The organism is Bifidobacterium santillanense (assembly GCF_018555385.1).
Lineage (GTDB): Bacteria > Actinomycetota > Actinomycetes > Actinomycetales > Bifidobacteriaceae > Bifidobacterium > Bifidobacterium santillanense.
The window spans coordinates 25,454-51,016 of sequence record NZ_JAFEJS010000009.1; the positions used below are offsets into that span (position 1 = coordinate 25,454).

The 25,563-nt window shown below is 65.7% G+C and carries 22 protein-coding genes; 21 read left to right on the forward strand and 1 reads right to left on the reverse strand.

Annotated elements, in window-relative coordinates; all coding sequences use genetic code 11:
• Positions 1 to 239 precede the first annotated feature (239 nt).
• The 16 genes from JS528_RS08415 (at position 240) to JS528_RS08490 (ending at position 18,697) form a co-directional block, all read left to right on the forward strand.
• Positions 240 to 1,394, forward strand: coding sequence for a substrate-binding domain-containing protein (locus JS528_RS08415; protein WP_214358622.1), 1,155 nt, complete (start codon positions 240 to 242; stop codon positions 1,392 to 1,394).
• Positions 1,395 to 1,495: 101 nt separating this feature from the next.
• Complete coding sequence (locus JS528_RS08420; RefSeq protein ID WP_214358623.1) at positions 1,496 to 3,049, forward strand: sugar ABC transporter ATP-binding protein; 1,554 nt, start codon at positions 1,496 to 1,498, stop codon at positions 3,047 to 3,049.
• Positions 3,049 to 4,266 carry a multiple monosaccharide ABC transporter permease gene (gene mmsB / locus JS528_RS08425; RefSeq protein ID WP_214358624.1) on the forward strand — a complete coding sequence of 406 codons (1,218 nt, stop codon included), beginning with the start codon at positions 3,049 to 3,051 and terminating at the stop codon, positions 4,264 to 4,266. Before JS528_RS08420 ends, mmsB begins: the two co-directional genes overlap by 1 nt.
• A 143-nt stretch (positions 4,267 to 4,409) precedes the next feature.
• Complete coding sequence (locus JS528_RS08430; RefSeq protein WP_214358625.1) at positions 4,410 to 4,664, forward strand: hypothetical protein; 255 nt, start codon at positions 4,410 to 4,412, stop codon at positions 4,662 to 4,664.
• A gap of 40 nt (positions 4,665 to 4,704) precedes the next feature.
• Positions 4,705 to 7,809 carry a bifunctional [glutamine synthetase] adenylyltransferase/[glutamine synthetase]-adenylyl-L-tyrosine phosphorylase gene (locus JS528_RS08435; RefSeq protein ID WP_214358626.1) on the forward strand — a complete coding sequence of 1,035 codons (3,105 nt, stop codon included), beginning with the start codon at positions 4,705 to 4,707 and terminating at the stop codon, positions 7,807 to 7,809.
• Positions 7,810 to 7,868: 59 nt separating this feature from the next.
• On the forward strand, positions 7,869 to 8,717 hold the full coding sequence (locus JS528_RS08440; protein WP_214358627.1) for an HAD family hydrolase: 849 nt from the start codon (positions 7,869 to 7,871) through the stop codon (positions 8,715 to 8,717).
• Positions 8,718 to 8,760: 43 nt separating this feature from the next.
• Positions 8,761 to 9,489, forward strand: coding sequence for a DUF4391 domain-containing protein (locus tag JS528_RS08445; protein WP_214358628.1), 729 nt, complete (start codon positions 8,761 to 8,763; stop codon positions 9,487 to 9,489).
• A 207-nt stretch (positions 9,490 to 9,696) separates the two neighbouring features.
• Positions 9,697 to 10,407 (forward strand): GntR family transcriptional regulator, encoded by a 711-nt coding sequence (locus JS528_RS08450; RefSeq protein ID WP_214358629.1) that lies wholly within the window; start codon positions 9,697 to 9,699, stop codon positions 10,405 to 10,407.
• A gap of 45 nt (positions 10,408 to 10,452) precedes the next feature.
• Positions 10,453 to 11,283 carry a Cof-type HAD-IIB family hydrolase gene (locus JS528_RS08455; RefSeq protein ID WP_214358630.1) on the forward strand — a complete coding sequence of 277 codons (831 nt, stop codon included), beginning with the start codon at positions 10,453 to 10,455 and terminating at the stop codon, positions 11,281 to 11,283.
• Between the two features lie 36 nt (positions 11,284 to 11,319).
• A complete protein-coding gene (locus JS528_RS11750; protein ID WP_214358631.1) occupies positions 11,320 to 12,015 on the forward strand; it encodes a GntR family transcriptional regulator in 696 nt (231 codons plus the stop codon).
• 457 nt (positions 12,016 to 12,472) lie between these two features.
• Entirely contained in the window at positions 12,473 to 13,828 is a 1,356-nt protein-coding gene (locus JS528_RS08465; protein ID WP_214358632.1) for a PTS sugar transporter subunit IIC, read from the forward strand.
• Between the two features lie 102 nt (positions 13,829 to 13,930).
• Positions 13,931 to 14,230, forward strand: a complete 300-nt coding sequence (locus JS528_RS08470; RefSeq protein WP_214358633.1) for a PTS sugar transporter subunit IIB — start codon at positions 13,931 to 13,933, stop codon at positions 14,228 to 14,230.
• 145 nt (positions 14,231 to 14,375) lie between these two features.
• Complete coding sequence (locus JS528_RS08475; protein WP_240541418.1) at positions 14,376 to 14,702, forward strand: PTS sugar transporter subunit IIA; 327 nt, start codon at positions 14,376 to 14,378, stop codon at positions 14,700 to 14,702.
• Positions 14,703 to 14,705: 3 nt separating this feature from the next.
• Complete coding sequence (locus tag JS528_RS08480) at positions 14,706 to 16,139, forward strand: 6-phospho-beta-glucosidase (RefSeq protein WP_214358635.1); 1,434 nt, start codon at positions 14,706 to 14,708, stop codon at positions 16,137 to 16,139.
• Between the two features lie 154 nt (positions 16,140 to 16,293).
• Positions 16,294 to 17,727: a 6-phospho-beta-glucosidase gene (locus JS528_RS08485; protein WP_214358636.1), complete on the forward strand. Its 1,434-nt coding sequence runs from the start codon at positions 16,294 to 16,296 to the stop codon at positions 17,725 to 17,727.
• A gap of 124 nt (positions 17,728 to 17,851) precedes the next feature.
• Positions 17,852 to 18,697 (forward strand): HAD family hydrolase, encoded by an 846-nt coding sequence (locus JS528_RS08490; RefSeq protein WP_214358637.1) that lies wholly within the window; start codon positions 17,852 to 17,854, stop codon positions 18,695 to 18,697.
• 81 nt (positions 18,698 to 18,778) lie between these two features.
• On the opposite strand, the gene JS528_RS08495 is transcribed toward JS528_RS08490, so the two are convergent.
• On the reverse strand, positions 18,779 to 19,411 hold the full coding sequence (locus tag JS528_RS08495) for an alpha/beta hydrolase (protein ID WP_214358638.1): 633 nt from the start codon (positions 19,409 to 19,411) through the stop codon (positions 18,779 to 18,781).
• 297 nt (positions 19,412 to 19,708) lie between these two features.
• On the opposite strand from JS528_RS08495, the gene JS528_RS08500 reads away from it, so the two are divergent.
• The 5 genes from JS528_RS08500 to JS528_RS08520 all read left to right on the forward strand — a co-directional run bounded on the left by JS528_RS08500 (position 19,709) and on the right by JS528_RS08520 (position 25,481).
• On the forward strand, positions 19,709 to 21,328 hold the full coding sequence (locus tag JS528_RS08500) for an NAD-dependent malic enzyme (protein WP_214358639.1): 1,620 nt from the start codon (positions 19,709 to 19,711) through the stop codon (positions 21,326 to 21,328).
• Between the two features lie 104 nt (positions 21,329 to 21,432).
• Positions 21,433 to 22,413 carry a LysR family transcriptional regulator gene (locus tag JS528_RS08505; RefSeq protein ID WP_214358640.1) on the forward strand — a complete coding sequence of 327 codons (981 nt, stop codon included), beginning with the start codon at positions 21,433 to 21,435 and terminating at the stop codon, positions 22,411 to 22,413.
• Positions 22,414 to 22,580: 167 nt separating this feature from the next.
• Positions 22,581 to 23,543, forward strand: coding sequence for an aspartate carbamoyltransferase (gene pyrB / locus JS528_RS08510; protein WP_214358691.1), 963 nt, complete (start codon positions 22,581 to 22,583; stop codon positions 23,541 to 23,543).
• Positions 23,543 to 23,977, forward strand: a complete 435-nt coding sequence (locus JS528_RS08515) for an aspartate carbamoyltransferase regulatory subunit (RefSeq protein WP_214358641.1) — start codon at positions 23,543 to 23,545, stop codon at positions 23,975 to 23,977. Before pyrB ends, JS528_RS08515 begins: the two co-directional genes overlap by 1 nt.
• 43 nt (positions 23,978 to 24,020) lie before the next feature.
• A complete protein-coding gene (locus JS528_RS08520) occupies positions 24,021 to 25,481 on the forward strand; it encodes a dihydroorotase (RefSeq protein ID WP_214358642.1) in 1,461 nt (486 codons plus the stop codon).
• Positions 25,482 to 25,563: the final 82 nt, after the last annotated feature.

Below are 25,563 nucleotides of genomic sequence, written 5' to 3' on the forward strand. Positions count from 1 at the left end.
GCCGCGAGGGGTGGGCGGAGGAGGGTGTGTGAACGTTCACGGCGTGTCGCAACGTAATTGGCGGGAAATGGCGGATTTCCGACATTGAATTCAAGTCTCAAACTCAAATTCCCTGAATCTTGGGTTTATGAGTTTGACAACTTAACGCAATTGAGTATTCTTTTACATGAACCTGAGGCAACACTCAGGTTCGGGAGAACAAAGGATGTTCACCCGCCCTCAACGAAGAAGGAGAGCACATGAAGTTCACCAAGAAGATCGTGGCCCTGGCGGCCGGCGTCGCCATGATGGCCGGACTCGCGGCCTGCGGTGGCAGCCGCACCGGACAGTCGACCGGCGACGAGAAGATCGAGAAGGGCGCCACCATCGGCATCTCCATGCCGACCAAGTCCGAGGAGCGCTGGAACAAGGACGGCAACAACCTCAAGGCCAAGCTGGAGAAGGCCGGATACAAGGTCATCCTCTCCTTCGCCGACGACAAGCCGGCCCAGCAGAACGCCGACATCGAGAACATGGTCAACAACGACGCGAAGATCGTCGTCGTGGCCTCCAAGGACGGCACCGCCGTCGGCCCCGCGGTCGAGAAGGCCCGCGACGCCGGCGCCAAGGTCATCGCCTACGACCGCCTGATCATGAACACCGACGCGGTCGACTACTACGCCACCTTCCAGCTGGAGCAGGTCGGCGTGCTCGAGGCCAACTACCTGATCGACAAGCTCGGCCTCAAGGACGGCGCCACCGGCCCGTTCAACATCGAGCTCTTCACCGGCTCCCCGGACGACAACAACGCCAAGTACTTCTTCAAGGGCGCGTGGGATCTGCTCCAGCCCTACTTCGAGAAGGGCGTCCTCGTCTCCCCGTCCCAGCACGGCCAGGGCGGCGTGACCAAGGACTTCACCGTCGAGGATTGGCAGAAGATCTCCGTCATGAGCTGGAAGACCGAGCAGGCGCAGAAGGACATGGAGTCCATCCTCGACTCCACCTACGCGCACGGTGAGAAGCTCGACGCGGTCCTCACCCCGTACGACGGCATCGCCCAGGGCGTCATCAACGCGATCGAGTCCAAGCGTCCGGACATGAAGCCCGGCACCGACACCTGGCCCTACATCACCGGCCAGGACGCCATGGAGATCGCCGTGGCCAACATCGCCAAGGACAAGCAGGGCGAGACCGTGTTCAAGGACGTCAACAAGCTGGCCGACGCGGTGTACGACATGATCGTCGAGATCGCGGAGAACAAGGACGTCACCGGCATCAACGGCAAGTTCAACAACAACAACATCGACGTGCCGTCCAAGCTGCTCGACCCGCAGAACATCACCAAGGACAACCTGAGCGACCTCGTCAAGGCCAACTACATCACCCAGGAGCGTTTCGACACGCTGACCAAGTAGTAGCGTCCGAGACCGATTCCCAACCCAACGAGACACGCGGCGTGAGGCCGAGCCCCGCGTCGCGTGTCCCATGAAACCAGCATTGAACGAGGAGTGATGGCATGTCAGCCAACGACACCATTCTGACGATGGAGAACATCACGAAGACGTTCGGACCGGTCAAGGCCCTCACCAACGTGAACCTCGAAGTGGGGCGCGGAGAGATCCACGCCATCTGCGGCGAGAACGGCGCGGGCAAATCGACCCTGATGAACGTGCTTTCGGGTGTCTACCCCTACGGCAGCTATTCCGGCAGGATCACCTTTGACGGCAAGGAATGCAAGTACCACACGATCAACGATTCCGAGGCCGACGGCATCGTGATCATCCACCAGGAGCTCGCCCTGAGCCCGTTCCTGTCGATCGCCGAGAACATCTTCATCGGCAACGAGCGCGCCAAGGCCGGCGTGATCGACTGGGACGAGACCCGCGCCGAGGCGAAGAAGCTGCTCGACCGCGTGGGCCTTCCGGAGGACCCGGACACCCGCGTCATGGACATCGGCGTCGGCAAGCAGCAGCTCGTCGAGATCGCCAAGGCCCTGTCCAAGGACGTGAAGCTGCTCATCCTCGACGAGCCGACCGCGGCCCTGAACGACGAGGACTCCGCCCACCTGCTCGATCTGGTGCGCCAGCTGCGCGACAAGCAGGGCGTGACGAGCATCATCATCACGCACAAGCTCAACGAGGTCGCCGCCATCGCGGACAACGTCACCATCATCCGAGACGGATCGACCGTCGGCGTCATGTACGTCACCCCGGAGACGCCGCTCGACCAGGACGAGCTGATCCGCAAGATGGTGGGCCGCCCGCTGCACAACCTCTACCCGGACCACCCGTCCAACAAGCCCGGCGCCGAGTTCCTGCGCGTCGAGGACTGGACCGTCCACCACCCGCTCGACTCCGAACGCGTCATCGTCGACCACGCGAACATCAACGTCCACGCCGGCGAGATCGTCGGCCTCGCGGGCCTCATGGGCGCGGGCCGCACCGAGATGGCGATGTCGATCTTCGGCCACTCCTACGGCTCCAACATCTCCGGCAAGGTCTTCGTCAAGGGCAAGGAGGTCCACCTGCCCAACGTGCAGGCCGCGATCGACGCGGGTCTCGCGTACGCCACCGAGGACCGCAAGGGCAACGGCCTGAACCTCCTGCAGAACATCCGCGAGAACGCCTCGCTGGCGAGCCTCAAGAAGATGAGCAAGCACGGGGTGATGGACGACAACATCGAGCGCAAGGAGGTGGAGCAGTACCGCAAGGACTTCAACATCAAGTGCCACGACATCGATGTGAACGTCGCCACCCTCTCCGGCGGCAACCAGCAGAAGGTGCTGCTCGCCAAGTGGGTCATCTCGCAGCCGGACATCCTCATCCTCGATGAGCCTACCCGAGGCATCGACGTCGGCGCGAAGTACGAGATCTACGAGATCATCGACCAGCTGGCCGACGCCGGCAAGGCCGTCATCGTGATCTCCTCCGAGCTGCCCGAGCTGATCGGCATCTGCGACCGCATCTACACGGTCTCCTACGGTGTAGTCACCGACAACGTTGAGAAGAATGGATTCACCCAGGAATACCTGATGAAGGGTATGACCAAGGAAAGGGAGGTGGCAGCCTGATGAGCGCCGCAACCGCAACACCTGCTAAGAAGGAAGAGAAGGTCGGCCTGCTGGCCACCGTCGCCAACAACGCCCGCCAGTACGGCATCGTCGGCGCGCTGCTGGTCATCGTCGTCGCGTTCGAGATCCTCACGGGAGGCGTGCTTCTGAAGCCGAACTCCTTCGTGTCGCTGATCCAGCAGAACGCCTACGTGATCATCCTCGCCATCGGCATGGTGATGGTCATCATCGCCACGCACATCGATCTGTCCGTCGGCTCCCTCGTCGCCTTCATCGGCGGCGTGTGCGCCCTCCTGATGGAACGTCAGGGCGTCAACTGGATGGTTGCCATCCTCGTGGCCCTGATCGTCGGCCTCATCGTCGGCGTCTGGCAGGGCTTCTGGGTCGCCGTCGTCGGCATCCCGGGCTTCATCACCACGCTGGCCGGCATGCTCATCTTCCGCGGCCTCGCCACCGTCATCGTCGGCGAGTCCGTCCCGATCACCTCCCTCGAGTTCCGCGGCATCGCCCGCAACTACCTGCCGAACATCCTCGGCTGGTGGGGTCCGTTCGACGGCCTGACCATCGTCCTGGGCGTCCTGTGCATCGTCGCCTTCGCCTGGAGCCAGCTGCGCAAGCGCGCCCGCGTCGCCAAGGTCGGACTCGTGCCCGAGCCGATGAGCCTGACCATCGTCAAGATCGTCCTGGCCACCGTCGTGATCCTCTTCGTCACCTACCTGCTCGCCTCCTCCGGCAACGCCGACCAGGGCGGCACCCCGATCATGCTCGTCATCGTCGGCGTGCTGGTCTTCGTCTACAACTTCATCCTGACGAAGACGGTCTTCGGCCGCCACGTGTACGCCGTCGGCGGCAACCGCAAGGCCGCCATCCTCTCCGGCATCAACACCCGCCGCGTGGACTTCCTGCTCTTCGTCCACATGGGCTTCCTGTCCGCCGTCGCCGCGGTCTGCATGCTCTCCCGCCTCGCCTCCGCCACCGCCCAGGCCGGCATGGAGTTCGAGATGGACGCCATCGCAGCCTGCTTCATCGGCGGAACGGCCGTCACCGGCGGCATCGGCACCATCCCGGGCGCCGTGGTCGGCGCGTTCGTGATGGGCGTCATCAACCAGGGCCTGTCCATCATGGGCGTCGACACCGCGGTCGTCAAGACCATCAAGGGCCTCGTGCTCCTGCTGGCCGTCGCCGTGGACATCATGTCCAAGAAGAAGAAGAGCTGAACCGCATAACCTCATCCCACTCCTCCTCCTAGAATGGGGTCCGCGCCCGGGCTTCGGTCCGTCCGCGGGCCCCATTCTTCCGTCTCGCGGCCGGTTCCGGACGACCGGCCCTGCATGTCCGCAGCCAGAAGGGAACCACTGCAATGAACCTCAACAAGAAATCCTCCGCGCGCCTCTACGCCGTGACCGCGGTCGCCTGCGCCGCATGGCTCGTCCAGTCGCTCATGGAGGCCAACGCCGACGGATCCCTGACCAACTGGGCCACCATCGTCTTCTCCCTGTGCCTGCTCGTCGTCATCGGATGGACCTCCTACAACGCCATCACCGGATGGAACGCCAAGGACGACGACGAGGACGGCGACGAAGGCTCCGGGAACGCCGGAAACGCTAAGAAATAAGCCGCCCGTATCCCGCCCGGACCGTGTACATTAGCTAAGTATGAACGCAAGTGACGCCTTCCGACCCTCCGCGATGGACCTGATCCGCGCGGGACTGCAGAACCTCGACGAAGCCCGCGGCATGTTCGACCGCCTCGCCGCCGACGGCGTGCCCGCCGATCGTCTGCGGTTCGTCCTCAAGGCGCTCGCCGAGGCGTGCGATCCCGACGGCGCGCTCGCCAACCTCGTGAGCATCACCAACGCCGTGCAGAGCCAGGGGCGCGACCTCGACCGCATCGTCCCCGACGCCGCGGCCTTCGAACGGCTCATCACCGTGCTCGGCGTCTCCGACGAACTCGGCAAGCTCATGCGCTTCCGCCCGGAGCTCGTCGAGGCCGCGTCCATCGACTCCTGCAACAGCCACCTGTACAACAAGGCGCAGCGTCGCGCCCACATCCTCAGGGCCGTCGGCGCCGATCCGGACGATCCCGTCGCGCCCGTCGCCACGAAGGAGCTGGCCGAGGCCGCCACGGCCCTGCGCGGCACCTATCGCCGCCAGCTCGCCGCCATCATGGCCCAGGACGCGACCGCTCCGGACCCGTGCGAGATCCAGCCGGTCATCAGCCGCGGGCTGTCCGATCTGGCCGACGCGGCGCTCGAGGGCGCCCTGGCCATCGCCCGGCGCGAGGTGCCCGGCAGCGAGCACGTGCGCTTCGTCATCATCGGCATGGGCAAGCTCGGCGCCCAGGAGCTCAACTACGTCTCCGACGTCGACCTCATCTACGCGGTCGAGCCGGCCGATAGGGAGGTCGACCGCCAGACGCTGCTGCGCACCGGCACCAAGATGGCCACCACGCTCCAGCGCGTGTGCCAGTCCGTCATCATGGGCGTCGCCGAACCCGTCCTGTGGCAGATCGACGGCGGCCTGCGCCCCGAGGGCAAGGACGGCCCGCTCGTGCGCACCATCGCCTCCCACCAGGGCTACTACGAGCAGTGGGCCGAGAACTGGGAGTTTCAGGCGCTGCTCAAGGCCCGCCCCGTGGCCGGCGATCCCGAACTGGGCCGCGAGTACATGGACATGACCCGTCCGTTCGTGTGGAGCGCCTCCAAGCGCGACAACTTCGTCTACGACTGCCAGCAGATGCGCAAACGCGTCGAGGACCTGATCCCCGCGCCGCTCAAGGACCGCGAGATCAAGCTCGGCAAGGGCGGTCTGCGCGACGTCGAGTTCACCGTGCAGATGCTCCAGCTCGTCCACGGCCGCTCCGACGAGACGCTGCGCACCCGCTCCACGCTGGAGTCGCTGGCGAGGCTCGCCGAAGGCGGCTACGTGTCGCGCAAGCAGGCGGTGAGGATGTCCGCCGACTACCGCTTCGAACGCGTGCTCGAGCACCGCCAGCAGATGTGGGCCCTCAAGCGCACCCATCTGTTCCCGGACCTCGGCGCCGCCGCCAACCTCGGCGGTCTCGAGCGCAAGCGCGACGTCGACGTCGACCTGCTCAACCAGAACCAGGAGCTGCGCCGCGTGGCGCGCGCATTCCATATGCATCCGGAGGAGCTCGTCGAACGCTACGACGAGACCCGCCGCGAGGTGCGCCACCTGCACCTCGACATCTACTACCGTCCGATGCTGCCCGTCTCCGCGCAGCTCGAGGACGACCAGATCGACCTGAGCAAGCAGGCCGCGCAGGAGCGGTTCAGCTCCATCGGATTCGGCGACCCGGACGCCGCCATCCGCCACGTCACGGCCCTGACCGCCGGCATCGGCCGTGCCGCCAAGATCAACCGCATCATCCTGCCCGCCGTGCTCGAATGGCTGGGACAGGGGCAGAACCCGGACATGGGCCTGTTGAACTGGCGCAAGCTCGAGGAGAACTTCGGCACCGAGAACGAGTACCTCGGCTTCCTGCGCGACTCCAACTCCGCCGCACAGCGCCTGTGCCACGTGCTGTCCAACTCGAGGTTCCTCGGCGACGCGCTCAACAAGTCCGTCGAATCGGTCACCTGGCTCGGCAACGACGACCGGCTCAAGGCGCGCACGCGGGCGAGCCTCGACGTGCAGTGCCGTTCGTCGCTCGAACGCAACGCCGAGAACATCAACGACTTCGCTACCTCGATGCGCGCGATGCGCCGCCACGAGATCGAACGCATAGGCCTCGCGTGGATGAGCGGCGTGCTGGACGACGCCGCCTCCCTCAACGGCATGACCGACGTGTACGACGCGATCATCGAGGCGTCGCTCACCTGGGCCGTCGCCCGCCGCGTGCGTGAGGGCGGACTCGCCGAGGCGCCGGCGACGCTGGCCGTCATCGGCATGGGCCGCTACGGCGGACGCGAGGTCAACTTCAGCTCCGACGCCGACGCGATCCTCATCTACCGTCCCGCCGACGGCGCCGACGAGGGGGCGGCGAACCTGTTCGCCCGCAAGGTGATCGAGGACCTGCGCGCCATCCTGCAGGGGCCCACCACGCTCGAGCCGCAGATCGAACTCGATCTGGACCTGCGCCCCGAGGGCAAGAACGGCCCGCTCGTGCGCTCCTATGCCTCGTGCGAGGAGTACTACCGCTCGTGGGCGAGCACGTGGGAGCACCAGGCGCTGCTGCGCGCCCGGTACGCGGCCGGCGACGCCGTCCTCGCGCACGACTTCCTGACGAACATCGCCGATCCGCTGCGCTACCCGCACGTCGACCTGACCGACGTCGAGATCGGCGACATCCGCAAGCTCAAGGCGCGCATGGAGGCCGAACGCCTGCCGCGCGGCGTGCGCCGCGACCGGCACCTGAAACTCGGCAAGGGCGGCCTGTCCGACGTCGAATGGACCATCCAGCTCATGCAGCTCGAGCACGCCGGCGACATCGCCGACCTGCGGGTCAACGGCACCCTGCCGGCGCTGGACGTGCTGGAGTCGAGGAGGATCATCTCCGCGGCCGACGCGTTCACGCTGCGTCGCGCCTGGACGATGTGCACGGCCGCCCGCAACGGCAACTACCTGTGGAGCGGACGCGCGCGTCAGGCGGACATCCTGCCCGACGACATGTACTCGCTCGGTGGCATCGCCGTGTATCTGGGGTACGACGCGAACCGCGGACAGCACTTCGAGAACGACCTGCTCGCCGTGATGCGCAAGGCGCGCGAGGTGACGGACCGTCTGTTCTACGGGCGCTGAGCGGCGGCCGCGGCGGACTCATACATACGTATATACGACGAATGACCGGGGGAGAGGACATGAGCGCGAACACGGGCAAACTGGTGTTCATCGACATCGACGGCACGCTGGCGGACGAGAACCACGTCGTGCCGGAATCGGCCAAGGCCGCGTGCCGCAGGGCGCAGGCGAACGGGCACCGGCTGTTCATCTGCACCGGACGCTCCATGCCGAAGATCGAGCGGAGCATCCTCGATCTCGGCTTCGACGGCGTCGTGTCCGTCGCGGGCGCGCAGGCGAACGTCGGAGACCGCGAACTGTTCCGCCACGAGGTGCCGGCCGAGGCGATCGACGCGGCCATGGCGTACTTCCGCGAGCATGGCATCGCAAGCTACCAGTGGCAGGGCGCCTCGGGCATGTACATCTCGCAAGGCTACCGCCGTCACCTCGAATCGAAGGGCAAGGCGTTCAACCGCGGCGAGTTCGCGCAGTTCTGGCACCTCATCGACGACATCGAGGTGCCGCGCGGGTCGACGCTGGGGGAGGTGCTGCACGTGAGCAAGGGATCGTACTTCACCGGCCCCGACCCGGACGTGACGTTCGAGCAGACCAAGCGCGACCTGTCGCCGTGGTTCGAGACCGTGCACGGTTCGTACGACGCGATCTCGCCGAACAACGGCGAACTGCTCATCAACGGCGTCGACAAGGGCACCGCCGTGCGTGACGTGGCGGCCGCGCTCGGGGTCGGCATCGCCGACACCATCGCCATCGGCGACTCCGACAACGACACCGCGATGCTCAAAGCCGCCGGCACATCCGTCGCGATGGGCAACGCGATCCACGGCATCAAGGACTTCTGCGACATCGTCACCACCGACATCCACGACGACGGGCTGGCGAACGCGTTCGCGACGCTCGGTCTGGCGTGATGAACGGGCCGATACGAGACATCCAACAGTGAAAGGAAGGTCGATGATGACCGTTGCCGTTGCGCATTGCGGTTCCGTGTCCGCGCTGACGCTGGGTCTGCCCGTCTCGATGGCGGTGCCGGAGGCGAAGGGAACGCTGCCGAAGGCGATGTTCCTGAAACTGCCGATCTCAGCCAAGCTCAAGCAGCGGCTGCAGACCGAGGTCGAGTCGATCACGATGCTCGCGTTGCTGCGTCCCGCCAACACGGGGACCGCGGCCGACGGCGGCAGGACGCCGGAGATCCTGGTCATCGGCCTGCGGCTGACGGGCAGGACCGACGCGGTGCCGGCCGAGCTCGTCGAGCTGATCTCGTCGATCCGCTCCAGGTCGGGCATCGTGTTCGCCTGCGTGCGCGAGGTCCCGTACGAGGGGTCGACGCGCGAGGAATGCGCGTTCGCGGTGCGACGCAACGTGCCGGTCAAGCCGGGGCGTCCCGCCGTGACGAAGGTGTACGCGGGTCGGTGGCGTCCGGCCGGCGAGGCGCAGCTGGAGCCGTTCGGCGAGACGATGGACGAGCTGTGGGATTCGCTGTGCGCGCAGGCGATCCTGGATGACATCGACGGCTCGGGGCTCGACGCGCGCATTGCCCGTCGGGATGAGCTCGCGCGGCTGAAGGCCGACGAGGCGAAGCTCGCGAAGGACCATCAGCGGGTGAGGGATCCCGCCCGGCGCAACGAGATCTACGCGAAGCTGCACAAGGTCCGCGCCAGGATCGCGCAGCTGGAGGGGTGAGATTCGGACGATGCCTCCCGCAGCGCCTCCGTGGCGCCCGTATCGGAACCGATGCGTACGAATGTACACGCCGACAACTTCAAGAAGTTCGAACACATTCCAGTTATGAGATATCATGAACTATGATGAATGTGGTCGGCGGCGGGTGCCTCCGGCTACGACGATGAGGATGTCGTATTCCCGGTCCCACGGGCGAAAGGAGGAGCGATGGCACGCGACTACCGCGTTATCGTCGGGCATCTCCGATCGCGCATCGAGGCCGGCGAGTTCGGCAGGAACGGCAAGCTGCCCACCGAGGAGCAGCTGATGGAGCAGTACGGCTCCAGCCGGTACGGCATACGCAAGGCGCTGGGCGTATTGGCGGACACGGGCGTCGTGTTCGCGATGCGCGGCAGCGGCGTGTACGTGCGCGACGGTCGCGAGAACGACGACTACATGCCGATCAACAGCATGCGGGGCCTGTCGTCCGAGTACGCCGGGCGCAAGGTGGAGTCCATCGTGCGGGAGCTGTCCCTCCTGCGCGCCACGCCGGACATCGCCCAGCAGCTGCGCTGCAATGAGGGCGATCAGGTGTGGAAGGTGGTCAGGATCCGCCTGATCGACGGCGAGCCGAGATTCTATGAGCGATCGTGGTTCCCCAAGGACGTGGTGCCGTATCTGGACCTGCGCATCGCCGAGGGGTCGCTGTTCGGCTACGCGCGCAACGTGCTCGGTCTTCACTTCGGCTACGCCGACAAGGTGTTCGAGGTGTGCGAGCTCGACGCCGACACCGCGAAGGAGCTCGGGCTCGAGGAGGGGCAGCTCGCCCCGTGTCTGAGCACGGACGCCTTCCTCGACAGCGGCAGGCTGTTCAACTCGTCGGTCACCATCGGCGACTACCGCAAGGTCAAGTTCTTCGCCAGGTCCTCGGTGGACTGACGCGGGGACGCGGACCGCGACGTGAAACAACAAGGAGGGACGACGATGTCCAAAATCATCCTGCTCGACATCGATGGCACGCTGGTCGACTATGAGGGGCGTCTGCCCGATTCCGCGGTCGGCGCCGTCCGGTCGGCGAGGGCCAACGGTCATAGGGTCTACATCTGCACCGGACGCAGCAGGGCCGAGATCTACCCGTCGCTGTGGAACATCGGCCTCGACGGCATGATCGGCGGCAACGGCAGCTACGTGGAGAGCGGCGGCGAGGTGGTGATGCACCGGACGCTCACGCTCGACCAGTGCCGTCGTGCGGTCGACTGGCTGCATGACCGCGGGTTGGAGTTCTATCTGGAAAGCAACAGCGGCCTGTATGCAAGCGAGCGTTTCGAAACCGGCGCGCTGCGGGCCTTCCGCGAGTACTCCGCGCGCAAGGGCGACGCCACGCCGGACAAGACCATACGGGACCACTTCCCGGACATGGTCTTCGACGGTGACCTGTACCGCGACGACGTGAACAAGATCAGCTACGTGCTCGGTTCGTATCGGGACTTCCTCGACGCGAGAGAGGCGTTCCCCGATCTGCAGAACGGCACATGGGGCGGCAGGGGAGCGACCGCACTGTTCGGGGATTTCGGCGTCCCGGGCATCACCAAGGCGCATGCCATCGACGAGCTGCTCGCGCATCTCGGCGCCGACCGCGCCGACACCATCGCCTTCGGCGACGCGACCGTCGACGTGCCGATGCTCGACTACTGCGCCTACGGCGTCGCGATGGGCAACGGGTCCCAGGACGTGAAGGCGGCGGCGGACCTCGTCACCGACGACGTCGAGGACGACGGACTGGCGCACGCGTTCGAACGGCTCGGACTGGTCTGACGTGCGCAACGCGGCATACGAAGGAGGGCAACAACGATGAAGTCCCATGAACTGGCGGTCGCGATCGCCGAGGCGATCGACGCGAAGGCGTTTCCCGACGGCAAGCTTCCCACCGAGAACCAACTCATGCAGCAGTACGGCGTCACGAGGTACTGCGTGCGCAAGGCCATCGCCGAACTGGTCACCCAGGGGCGCGTCTATTCGGTGCGCGGCGGCGGCATGTACGTGCACGAACGATTCCGCGAGGGATACGTGAGCGTCAACGTGAGCGGCCTGTCCGCGTCGTTCGCCCCGGGCGACATGACCTCCCGGGTGCTCTCGATCGGGCTGCGCGACGCGGGCGACGAGGTCGCGAAGCGGCTCAAGTGCGATCCCGGCGACCGCGTGTACGAACTGCTGCGTCTGCGCTCGCTCAAGGGCGAGCCGATGCTGCTGGAGCACGCCTTCTTCCTGCAATCCGTGGTGAAGTACCTCGACGAACACATCGCCGCCGGATCCATCTTCAAGTACCTCAAGGAGAGCCAGGACGTCGCGGTGCGGTTCGTGGACAAGTCGTTCCGCGCCGATGCGCTGCCCGAGGGCGTGGCGCGCGCGATGGGGCTGACGCCCGGCGAGCCCACGCTGGTCGTGGAGGACGAGGTATACAGCATGGGCGGGGTGGTGTTCGACGTGTCGAGAAGCTACTACAACTACCGGCTCGGCAAGTTCTTCAGCATGTACGACGTGAGCTGAGCGCGGTCGTCCGAGAGGATCGGCGTCCGATCCGCGGTCGGCCGCGATCGTGAGGACGTGACGGCATCGCCCCGATGGGGCGGTGCCGTTCTGCGTTGCGCGTGGGGTCCGGTGAGGTGGGTGCGGGGCGCCCCGCGTGCCGCCCGTTGTCGGGATGTTCCGCGGCTTCGGGGCCCGACGAAAAAAGTTGCACTTTCATGTTGTTCGATATCAGAAAAAGTTATTCGTACAACTTTGGCCAGTTTTCGCCGTTGTGAGCGTTAACGAAGTTAATAGTTGCTGCGATGAAGTTAAAGAAACGCCGTAATTCCCGGCGTGTCGCGATGTTGACAAGTTATTCGAACAAGTGCATACTATAGCCAAGAAGTTCGAACAACTTAAGAAAAATCGAACTTGCTGAAAAGGAATGGAAACCGCCTCACAGCGATGTGGGACGGGAGGAACAAGGAGAAATCCAATGAAGGAGCATTTCCAAGCTGCCGGCGATGCCATGATGAAGGGCTTCGCTCGGTTCAGCACCTTCAAGATCGTGGTGGCCCTGAAGGACGCGTTCATCCTGACGCTTCCGGTCACCCTGCTCGGCTCGATCTTCCTGCTCGTGGCCAACATCCCGATTAACGGCTACTCCGACTTCATGTCGAAGTACCTGACCGAGAACTGGGCCATCGGACTCAACCAGGCGTACTCCGCCACCTTCAACGTCCTGGCCATCGTCGTCGCGGTCGGCGTCGGCTACTCCTACGTGCACAACGAGAAGCTGGACGGCATCTCCGGCGCCATCCTCGCCATGGTCTCGTTCTTCTGCGTCTCCCCGTCGTCGTTCGGCATCGACCACAGCACCGTGGACGCCCTGCCCAAGGGCTCCTCCGCCGAGGTCGCCAACGTCATCCCGCTGACGTGGGTCGGCGGCAACGGCATCATCTCCGCCGTCATCTGCGGCCTGTTCTCCGCCTGGGTCTTCACCAAGTGCATCAAGAAGAACGTGCGCATCAAGATGCCCGACTCCGTGCCCGAAGGCGTGTCCAACGCGTTCTCCGCCCTCATCCCCGGCTTCATCGTCCTGTGCGCGTCCGCCCTGGCCTACCAGCTGTGCGAGATCTTCGGCGGCGTGTCCCTGACCGAGATGATCTTCAAGGTCATCCAGTCCCCGCTGCAGGGCCTGACCGACAACCTCGCCGGCGCCATCATCTTCGCCATCCTGCCGCCGCTCATGTTCTGGTGCGGCATCCACGGCCCGAACGTCATGCAGGGCATCCTGCTGCCGCTCGCCACCGCCAACTCCCTGGCCAACCAGCAGCTCATCGACTCCGGCGTCGCCCTCACCCGCGACAACGGCGCCCACATCATCACCCCGCAGCTCTACGACCTGTTCAACAAGTTCGGCGGCTGCGGCCTGACCCTCGGCCTGCTCATCGCCGTGTTCATCGTCGGCCGCTCCCAGCAGCTGCGCGAGGTCTCCAAGATGTCCTTCGTGCCCGGCCTGTTCAACATCAACGAGCCCGTCATCTTCGGTCTGCCGATCTGCTTCAACCCGTACTTCCTGGCGCCGTTCATCCTCGCCCCGCTCGCCGCGATCGTCGTGATGTACTTCGTGCAGATCACCGGCTTCATCGCCCCGTTCGGCGCCGTCCAGGTGCCGTGGACGACCCCGCCGATCATCTCCGGCTTCATCGTCGCCGGCTGGAAGGGCTCGCTGCTGCAGATCCTCATCACCGCCATGTCCACGCTGATCTACCTGCCGTTCGTCAAGATGCAGGACCGCATCTACGTCAAGGAGGAGGCCGAGATGGCCGCCGCCGAGGCCGAGGCCTGATAGATCGCCCACACTTCCATCCATAACTCAACACACCACAACACCAATACCCCCAATCAACCAAACCGGCCGATGACGGCCGAAACCGAAAGGAAAACCACCATGAAGATCGTCCTGTGCTGCGCCTCCGGAATGTCCACCAGCATGCTCGTCAAGAAGATGCAGGAAGCCGCCGTCAAGAAGGGCGTCGACGTGAACATCAGCGCCTGCCCGGTCACCGAGCTCGACGTCAAGGCCTCCGACGCCAACGTCATCCTCCTCGGCCCGCAGGTGCGCTACGAGCTCGCCAACGTCAAGTCCAACTTCGGCGACCGCGCCGGCGTCGACGCCATCGATCCGCGCGACTACGGCATGATGCGCGGCGACAAGGTCCTCGCCCACGCCATCGAGATCGCCAAGTAACGAGAACGAACCTCCGGCCGGCGACGGACGCGACGCGACGAACGCGGTCCAGTCCGTCCCCGGCCGGATTGCTCACCGGACCGTTTCCGGGCATGCAAACATCGAGAACCACCATACAGACAACGACAAAGAAGGCATGACTGCAATGACGCAAGAAGAATACGAGATGACCTGCTTCCAGATGATCACGGCCGCGGGCACCGCGAAGTCCGACTACATCGAGGCCCTGCGCGCCGCCAAGGCCGGCGACTACGCCAAGGCCGAGGAGCTGCTGGCCAGCGGTCTGGAAAGCTACAACGGCGGTCACGAGGCGCACTCCGCGATGGTCCAGCAGGAGGCCGCCGGCAACCCGATCACCCCGACCCTGCTCATGACCCACGTCGAGGACCAGATGATGAGCGCCGAGGTGATCCGCACCATGGTGCTCGAGCTCATCGACGTCTACAAGAAGCTCGAGAACAAGGAGAACTGAACGATGGCTTTCCCGAAGAACTTCTTCTGGGGCGGCGCGGTGGCCGCCCACCAGCTTGAGGGCGCATGGAACGAGGGCGGCAAGGGCATGTCCGTCGCCGACGTGATGACCGCGGCCCGCCACGGCGTGCCGCGCGAGATCACCGACGGCATCGTCGACGGCAAGATCTACCCGAACCACTGGGGCAACGACTACTACCACCACTACCAGGAGGACCACTCCCTCTACCAGGAGATGGGCTTCAGGTCGTTCCGCACCTCGATCGCCTGGACCCGCATCTTCCCCAACGGCGACGACGCCGAGCCGAACGAGGAGGGCCTCAAGTTCTACGACGACCTGTTCGACGACATGCTCGCCAAGGGCATCGAGCCGCTGGTCACCCTCTCGCACTTCGAGCTGCCGCTGCACCTGGCCAAGATGGGCGGCTTCACCAACCGCAAGGCGATCGATTGCTTCGTCCGCTTCGCGACCACGGTCATGGAGCGCTACAAGGACAAGGTCAAGTACTGGCTGACCTTCAACGAGGTCAACAACCAGATGAACATGGGCATGCCGTTCTTCGGCTGGACCAACTCCGGTGTGTACTTCGATGAGAACACCCCGATGCAGGAGCGCAAGCAGAAGATCTGGCAGGCCGTGCACAACGAGTTCGTCGCCTCCGCTCTGGTCGTGAAGAAGGCGCACGAGATCAACCCGGACTTCCAGATGGGCTGCATGATCGCGTTCACCCCGGTCTACCCGGCCACCTGCAACCCGGCGGACGCCATCTACGCCGAGGAGCGCATGCGCGACAAGTTCCTGTTCACCGACGTCTACGCGCACGGCAAGTACCCCGAGTACCTGCGTAAGCGCTGGGAGAACGAGGGCATCACCATCGAGATGGAGCCCGGCGACGAGGAGATCATCGCCGGCGGCATCATGGACTTCATCTCCATCAGCTACTACATGTCCGCCACCGTCTCCGCGACGGCCTCCAAGGAGATCACGCCCACCACGCAAGTGGCCGGCGAGGTCCCCAACCCGTACCTCAAGGCCACCGACTGGGGCTGGACCATCGACCCGCAGGGCCTGCGCTACGTGCTGCGTCGCCTCTACGACCGCTATGCGATGCCGATCTACGTGGTCGAGAACGGCTTCGGCGCCTACGACAAGGTCGAGGAGGACGGCACCGTCCACGACGACAACCGCATCGAATACCTGTCCGCCCACATCAAGGAGATGAAGAAGGCGGTCGAGGAGGACGGCGTGGACGTGCGCGGCTACTACGTCTGGGGCTGCATCGATCTGGTCTCCGCCGGCACCGGCGAGTTCAAGAAGCGCTACGGCATGATCTACGTCGACGCCGACGACGAGGGCCACGGCACCTTCGAGCGCAAGCCCAAAAAGTCCTTCTACTGGTACAAGAAGGTCATCGAGACCAACGGCGAGGAGGTCTGATTCCTCGCCCCGCACCGGGGCCGGCCCGCTGAACGTTCCATGGGGGACATCGGCGGGCCGGCCCCGGCCGTCTCACCCGGGACGATGCCGTGGGCGGCGCGACGGCCGCGCGGCATCGTCGACAAGAACGCAAACGCAACAAAGGACACGAACGATGGGATTCCCCGATAACTTCCTGTGGGGCGGCGCGGTCGCCGCGCACCAGCTCGAAGGCGCATGGAACGAGGACGGCCGCGGACCGAGCATCTGCGACGTGCTGACCGGCGGCGCCGCCGGAGTCGCCCGCAAGATCACCGACGGCGTGGTCGAAGGCCTCAACTACCCGAACCATCGCGGCATCGACTACTACCACACGTTCCGCGAGGATGACATGCTGTTCCAGGAGATGGGCTTCAAGTGCTTCCGCACCTCCATCTCGTGGTCGCGCGTCTTCCCCAACGGCGACGAGGAGGAGCCGAACGAGGCGGGCCTCAAGTTCTACGAGGAGCTGTTCAAGGACTACCGCGCCAAGGGCATGGAGCCGGTCGTCACGCTCTCGCACTTCGAGATGCCGCTGCACCTGGCCAAGCTCGGCGGCTTCACCAACCGCAAGGTCGTAGACTGCTTCGTGAAGTTCGCGACCACGGTCATGGAGCGCTACAAGGATCTGGTGACCTACTGGCTGACCTTCAACGAGGTCGACAACCAGATGAACATGCACACCCCGATCTTCCCGTACACCAACTCCGGCATCATCCCGAACCCGGACGACGATCCGCACACCGTCGAGCAGAAGGTCTGGCAGGCGATCCACAACGAGTTCGTCGCCGCCGCGCTCACCGTCAAGCAGGGCCGCGAGATCAACCCGGACTTCCGGATCGGCTGCATGCTCTCCTTCGTGCCGATCTACCCGGAGACCTGCCGTCCCGACGACGTCATGCTCGCCCAGACCGAGATGCGCAACCGCTACCTGTTCGGCGACGTGTACGTCCACGGCGAGTACCCGCGCTACCTGTGGAAGCGTTGGGAGCGAGAGGGCATCGACATCCACATGGAGCCGGGCGACCTCGACGTCATCAAGGAAGGCATCGTCGACTTCATCTCGCTGAGCTACTACATGTCCGTGGCGGTCAGCTCCCAGGGCTCCAAGCTCGATGCGATGGAGCACGGCCTCGACGGTCTGGTGCCGAACCCGTACATCAAGGCCACCGACTGGGGCTGGCAGATCGATCCGGTCGGCCTGCGCTACTCGCTGTGCGAGATGTACGAGCGCTGGAACAAGCCGCTGTTCATCGTCGAGAACGGCGTCGGCATGTACGAGACGCCCGACGCCGACGGCTACATCGCCGACGACTCGCGCATCGAGTACCTGAAGAGCCACATCGAGGAGGTCAGGAAGGCCATCGACCTCGACGGCGTGCCGGTCATGGGCTACACCGTCTGGGGCTGCATCGACGTGGTGAGCTTCACCACCGGCGAGATGAAGAAGCGCTACGGTCTCATCTACGTCGACGGCGACGACGAGGGACACGGCTCATACAAGCGCAGCCGCAAGAAGTCCTTCTACTGGTACAAGAAGGTCATCGAGACCAACGGCGAGGAGCTGTGACCGCGTGAGCGCGACCGTTCCGAAGGGCTGAAGGAATCCTCCCCTCACGCGCATGCGAGGGGAGGATTTCGTCGTATCGTAGGACACGGAAATCAGGAGACGGAACACGAACGAAGGAGCACATGTGAACCGCAGAATCGTCTTTCTCGACATCGACGGCACCCTGTTCGGACGCGACCATGTGATCGCGCCGTCCACGCTCGACGCGATCCACACCGCACAGCGCAACGGGCATCTCGTGTTCATCGACACCGGGCGCTCCCGTCCGGAGATCGACGACGAGGTGCTCTACCCGGGCTTCGACGGCATCGTCGGCGCGATCGGCGCGTACGTCGAGATCGACGGCAAGGTCCTGCTCGACCGTTTCATCGACCCGGGCGTCGTGACCCGGGCGTGCCGCGTCTTCGACGAGATCGGCGTCAACTACATGTGGCAGTCGTCGAAGGGTCTGTGGGCGTCGGCCGGGTACATGGCGCACGTCGAATGGGTGCGTCGCACCATGCATGCGAGCTACGGCGGCGACTGGTGGCGTGTGCTCGAGGATGCCAAGGCTGCGGCCTGGCTGGACAAGGTGCCGCTGGGCGAACTCGTGCCCGGCTCGAAGTGCACGTTCTTCGCTCCGGCCTCGTCGCGTCTCACGCTCGACGACATCCGCGAGGCGATCGGTCCGGACCTGCAGATCGTCAGCGGATCGATGGGACTGGAGGCTCCCACCAACGGCGAGGGCATGACGCCGGGCGTCAACAAGGGGACCGGCCTCAAGTACGTGGCCGACCTCTACGGCGTCGACATCGCCGACACCATCGCCATCGGCGACTCGGAGAACGACACCGAGATGATCGAGACCGCCGGCGTGGGCGTCGCTATGGGCAACGCCACCGACGGCATCAAGGCCATCGCCGACTGGACCACGGCGCCGGTCGACGCCGACGGCATCGCCGTCGCGTTCCGTCACTTCGGGTTGATCTGAGGAAGGTCCGGTTCCGCCGATCGGCGCGAAGGACGGGAGGGACCGCGATGCGAATGATCCCGTGTCGGATGGTGTCGAACGTCAGTGCGCGTCGAGTCCGACGAACGCGCGGATGTCCGCGATCTCCGCGTCGGCGATGGCATGGTCCATCCCCGCGTACTCGCGGGACTCGAGACGGCCGGTCTCCCCGAGCGCGCGATGCGCGGTGCGCTGATCGTCGAGCGGAATCGTGCGGTCGCGCGAGCCGTAGAGCAGCAGGAACCGCGTGTCCCCTTCGATCGAAGCGCCGTCCGTCTCCTCCTCGCCCTTGAACGATGGGCTCATCAGGATCGCCGCGTCGAATATGTCGGGATGCTCGCGCACGATGCGGTACGACATGTAGCCGCCCTGCGAGAAGCCGACGAGGATCCTGCGGCGCGGGGCGAACATCGGCGAATCGAGCAGTCCGGCCACCGCGTCGCCGACGGCCGAGCACTCGCGCCGGCGCTCGTCGACGCCGCAGCCGTCCGGATACCAGTAGGCTCCGCCCATGTACCTGCGGTCATAGGTGCCGTGGAACGACAGGTAGCTCGCCTCGCGGCCGGTTCCCGCGTACACGGCGTCGATGACGCGGACCATCTCCCGTTCGTCGTTGCCGTACCCGTGGAACATGACGAACAGCCGGTCGTCGACCGCGATATCCGTCTCGATCCGGTTCACTGAGCTCAGACGCATGGTCGTTCCTTTCCGTCTCACCCGGTCTCCTTCATCCTCCTCCAGTGTAGATGCGACCGATGCGACAGAGATGCGGCGGGCGTCGTCGCAGCCTCGCATGAATGCCGCCCATCGGGTTCCGCCACGGGTCGGCGTGCGGCCGCGAATCATCGGAAGCGTTGGAGGACAAGGCGTGTTGTCATAGTGGTTTCGTTTATTTGAGGGGACGTCGACTCGCCTCTATCGTGTGAGACGGCACGACGACGACATCGACGGCGCCGCGCCCCGAATCGACGTCCAAGCATAAGGAACGACATCATGACCGGATTCGCCACACTCAAGGATTCCTTCACCACCCGCGGACTCGCCGCCACGATCGACGAGCGGGTCGCCGCCGACGTGGACGGCCTGCTGCCCGCCGCCGTGCAGTCGCTCGACATGCAGGAGGAGACCGTATACGAGCGTTTCCGGTCCATTCCGGACGACCTCGGCAGGCGCCTGTTCCTGATGGGCGTGTGCCGCGAGAACCGCCGTCTGTTCTACCGCGGCATGTCCAGGCATCTGACCGAATACATGCCGATCGTCTACGCGCCCACCGTCGCCCAGTCGATCATGCGGTACGACGAGTACTACTTCGGATCCGACGTCGCCTACGTGTCCATCGAGCACCCCGAGCGCATCAAGGACGCGCTGCGCCAGTACGCCGAGGGCCGCGACATCGACCTGATCGTCGCCACCGACGGCGAAGGCATTCTCGGCATCGGCGACTGGGGCGCGCAGGGCGCGGAGATCCTCACCGGCAAGCTCGCCGTCTACACGGCCGCCGCCGGCATCGACCCCTCGCGCGTGCTGCCCGTCATGATCGACGTGGGCACCGACCGCCGGGAGCTCCTCGACAATCCGCGCTACGTCGGCAACCGCTTCCCGCGCGTGCGCGGCGAACGCTACAACGCGTTCATCGACGCGTTCGTCCACGACTGCCTCGAGCTTTATCCGGACGCGCTGCTGCATTGGGAGGACTTCGGACGTCCCACCGCCGCGCCGATCCTCGAACGCTACCGGAATGACGTGCTTACCTTGAACGACGACATCCAGGGCACCGGAGTGACCGTGCTCGCCGCGCTCGTCGCCGCCCGCCGCATCGCCGGCACCTCCTACGACGACACGCGCATCCTCGTCTTCGGCGCGGGCACCGCCGGCGTCGGCATCGCCGACCAGCTCGTCGACGATCTCGTCGTCAACGGCGGCATGGACCGCGCCGAAGCGATGGGCCGCGTCGCGCTCGTCGACCGGTACGGCCTCGTCGTCGAAGGCCAGGAGGGATTGACCGAAGGCCAGCGCAAGTACGCGCGCCAGGCCGGCGAATTCCCGTCGCTCGGGAACCCGACCGACCTCGCGTCCGTGGTCGACGCGTTCCGACCGAGCGTGCTCATCGGCACCTCCACCCGTCCCGGAGCGTTCGACGAGCGCGTGGTGCGCGCCATGTGCGCCCACGTGGAGCGTCCGCTGCTGTGCCCGATCTCCAATCCGACCGAACTGGCCGAGGCGAAGGCCGCCGACGTGATCCGATGGTCCGAAGGCAAGGCGTTCGTCATCACCGGCACCCCGTCCGAGCCCGTCGAGTACGAGGGCGTGACCTACCGCATCGGACAGGGCAACAACGCGCTCATGTACCCGGGCATCTGCTTCGGTGCCATCGTCGGCAAGGCTCGTCTCGTCAGCGACCGCATGCTGCTCGCCGCCGCGCACGCCATCTCCGGCATGATCGACGTGGACGAACCGGGCGCCGCCGTCCTGCCGCCCGTGAGCGACCTGAAGGAGATCTCGCGCAGGGTCGCCGTCGCCGTCGCCGAGCAGGCCATCGCGGAGGGGCTCAACCGCGAACCCGTGCCGGACGTCGAGGCCGCCGTCGAGGCGAACACCTGGCGCATCGACTGAGCCGTCGGCGTCATCCGCCCGCCATCCGTCCGCCCCGGCCAAGCCGCCCTGCCCCGTGGACTCACGATACAATGGTGCATCGTTCCCCTGAGGCAAGGCGGCTTATGGCATCGATAGACAACATCCGCGATCTGGAGTTCTTCCAGCTCGTCGCCGAGCTCGGCAGCTTCACCGACGCGGCCGCGGCCGCCCGCGTCTCGCAGCCCACCGTCTCGCAGGCGGTCAAACGCCTCGAACGCCGGCTCGGCGCGACGCTCATCGAACGACATCGGTTCGGGGCCGGGGGAGAGGCCACGCTCACGCCGGCCGGCCTCGCCCTCATCCGCCATACCGCCGCGATCCTCGATGAGATCAACCGTCTGCCCGACGAGATCGCGCGCGCCGGGCGGAAAGACGCTCCGGTGCGCGGCGAGCGGACCGTCTCCTACTCCGTGGGACTGCCGCCGATCATCTCCGCATACCTGCTGGGCGACGAGACCATCGACGCCTTGGCGTGCACCCTGTCCGGCGAACTCGACGGAGACGTCGCCGTGCAGTCCGTCGGTTCGCGGCGGCTTCTTAACGAGATCGAACGGCATGAGGTCGATTTCGGCGCGGTCGCCGCCGTCGAAGCGTCGCCGACGTTCGGCGGCGCCCGCACGTTCCGCATCGCCTCGTGCCCGTTCGGACTCGCCTACGCGAAGGCCGGGGCGGCCGCGGCGGCGCTCGCCGGCAGGATGACGTTCGACCTGTCCGACGGGAAGGCGATGAAGGGCATGCGCTTCGTCACCCTGTCCGACGACTTCGTGCACTCGAAGGCGGCCGGCGCGTTCATCCGCTCGCACATCGATCCCACGGACATCATCGAGGTCGCCGACGTGGGCACGATGAGGTCGATCATCGCGTCCGGCATCGCCGTCGGGCTGATGGCGTCCGTCGCCGTCGAGCGGGACGGGCGCATCGCGTTCATGCCGGTGACGGGGGCGACGCTGCCCACCTTCGACGTCTACGTGTTCGACGACACCCCGTCCCGTCCCGATGCGTCGCGACGACAGGCCGGCGCGGACGCCTTCCTCGACGTCATCGGCCGACGGCTGGCCGGCTGAGGGTCGGGCCGAAGATGAACGGAGGGTGACGCGCGGGGAACGGGAGGTGCGGCGCGAGTCTTCGAAATGGTCTATAGTCGGATAGGTCACGTTAGTGGCCACCTTCAACAGCTTCAACGCACGAAAGGTGAGCCGTGTCAACTCCACAAGAGCCGGCGGAGACGCCGATGATCGGTAAGAGCGTCATCTCCCTCGATGACCTTTCCATCCCCAAGATCCAGGACCTGCTGCACAAGGCGCAGTACATCGATTCCCACCGCAGGGAAGTGGCGCACGCCTGCGACGGCAGGGTGCTCGCCACTTTGTTCTATGAGCCCTCGACCCGTACGCGTCTGAGCTTCGAGACCGCGATGCTGCGTCTCGGCGGCAAGGTGATCGGCTTCGCCGGCGCGCAGCTCGCGTCCGTCACCAAGGGCGAGTCCATCGCCGACACCCTCAAGACCGTCTCCAACTACGTCGACGTGGTCGCGATCCGCCACCCGAAGGAGGGCGCGGCCCTCGTCGCCTCCCGCGCCGCGAGCGTGCCGGTCATCAACGCCGGCGACGGCGGCCATATGCACCCCACGCAGACGCTCGCGGACCTCGCGACCCTGCAGTCGCGCTTCGGCCGCGTCACCAACCTGACCGTCGGCCTGTGCGGCGACCTCATGTTCGGCCGCACCGTGCACTCCCTGATCGAGACGCTGTGCCGCTTCGGCAACGTGAACTTCGTGCTCATCAGCCCCGACGAGCTCAAGACCCCGCAGTACGTGCTCGACCGCATCGACGCCACCCCGTCCTGCTCCTACGTGGAGGTCAAGGACCTCGTCTCCGTGATCGGCGACCTCGACGTGCTGTACATGACCCGCGTGCAGAAGGAGCGCTTCTTCAACGAGGACGACTACCTGCGTCTGCGCGACACCTACATCCTCGACGAGGACAAGCTCTCCCACGCCAAGAAGGACATGGCCGTGCTGCACCCGCTGCCGCGCGTCAACGAGATCGCCGTCGAGGTCGACGACGACCCGCGCGCCGCGTACTTCGAGCAGGTCAAGAACGGCATGCTCATGCGCATGGCCCTGGAAAGCACCGTGGTGGGCGACGAACTGCCCGGATACGAACCGCTCGAGACCAAGGAGGTCCAGGCCTGATGGAAGTCACCAGCATCGTCAACGGCATCATCATCGACCACGTGCCGGCCGGCACCGCGCTCAAGGTGCTCGACTACCTCAAGATCGATCCGGCCAAGACCAAGCTCGCCCTGATCATGAACACCGACAGCCATCTGTACGGCTCGAAGGACATCATCAAGATCGAGGACCGCGACGGCGAGGAGAACCCGAGCATCGACCTCGACGTGCTCGGTCTCGTGGCCCGCACCGCGACCGTCGGCATCGTGCGCGGCGGCCACATCGTCGAGAAGAAGACCCCGACGCTGCCCGAGCACGTGGTGAACATCCTCACCTGCCGCAACCCCCGTTGCGTGACCACCACCGAGCGCGGGATCGACCAGATGTTCCACCTGACGCACTCCGAGCGCCAGGAGTACCGCTGCGACTACTGCGACGAGGAAGCCAAGCTGTAAGACCGATTCCGGGCGCATGCCCGGGGACCGCTAAGGAGACCCAATGCTCACGCTGCGCAACATCAAGGTGTGGGACACCGACGAGATCATCGACCTGAAGGTGCCCGCGGACGGAACGTTGTTCGAGGACGGCGCGAGGGGCGCCGACGGCTCGGCCGTTTCCGGGGACGTCGAGATCGACGCCACCGGACTGACGCTCGCGCCCGGCTTCGCCGATCCGCACGTCCACTTCCGCGATCCCGGCCAGACCTACAAGGAGTCGATGGTCTCGGGTTGCGCGGCGGCGGCCTCCGGCGGCTACACCGACGTGCTCATCATGCCGAACACCGTGCCGGCGATGGACGGCGAGACGATCGCCGACCCGGGCGCGCCGGGCGCGAGGGAGGTGCTCGACGCCGGCTACGACAGCGTCATCGACTACCTCCAGCACTACGGGGCCGCCCATGACGTGACCCTGCCGGTGCGCTATGACCTGTGCGTGTGCGCGTCCAAGGGCCGCGCCGGCCGCGAGGCCACCGATCTGGAGCACTGGCGCCGCTACATGCCGGGCGTCGACGACGGGTCGAAGGACACGTACCAGCTTGCGCATCCGGTCACCGCGATCAGCGACGACGGCTCCGCCGTCACCCCCGAGATCCTCGACGACGTATTCGCGCTGGCCAAGGCGAGCGGCCTCACCCTCATCGAGCACTGCGAGCACCATGACACCGGCGCCGTCAACGAGGGACCGGTCTCGCGCGAGCTGAACGTGCCCGGCATCCCCGAGGACACCGAACTCAAGGTCGTCGCGCGCGACATCGCCAAGGCCCGCGAGACCGGCGTCCACGTCCACTTCCAGCACGTGAGCACCGCGATCTCGTTCGAGGCGATCCGCGCCGCCAAGGCCGAGGGCCTGCCGATCACCTGCGAGACCGCGCCGCACTACCTCGCCCTGAGCGACGAGGCGCTGCTCGAATACGGCACCCTCGCCAAGATGAACCCGCCGCTGCGCTCGGAGGCCGACCGCAAGGCCACCGTCGCGGCCATCGCCGACGGCACGGTGGACCTGCTGGCCACCGACCACGCGCCGCACACGATGGAGGAGAAGGCCCTCGGCTTCCTCGAGGCCCCCAACGGCATCATCGGCCTCGAATGCGCGTACGGCGTGTGCCATTCGCGTCTCGTCGACGGCGGCTTCATCTCCGACAAGCGCCTGATCGAGCTGATGAGCGTCGAGCCGATGCGCCTGATGGGCCACGAGCCCACCGACGTGACCGCGCTGCTCGACCGCGAGACCGACGCCTCGCAGGAGCCGGACGCCAAGCGTGTGCTCGACCTGTCGGCCGTACGCGATGAGACCGCCGACGGCATCGGACTGGTCGTGCTCGACACGGCGGCCGAATGGACCGTGGACCCGGAACGCTTCCACTCGAAGGCGCGCAACACCCCGTTCGGCGGATGGAAGGTCACCGGCCTCCCGCTCGCCACCATCATCGGCCGCAACCTCGCGTTCAGCCGTCTGTAGACACCGGCCACGGGGCCGGACCATGGTGTGGGTCCCGGTCTTCGCCCCGGCCCGCACCCGCGAAGTTTTTCACGAAGGAAGG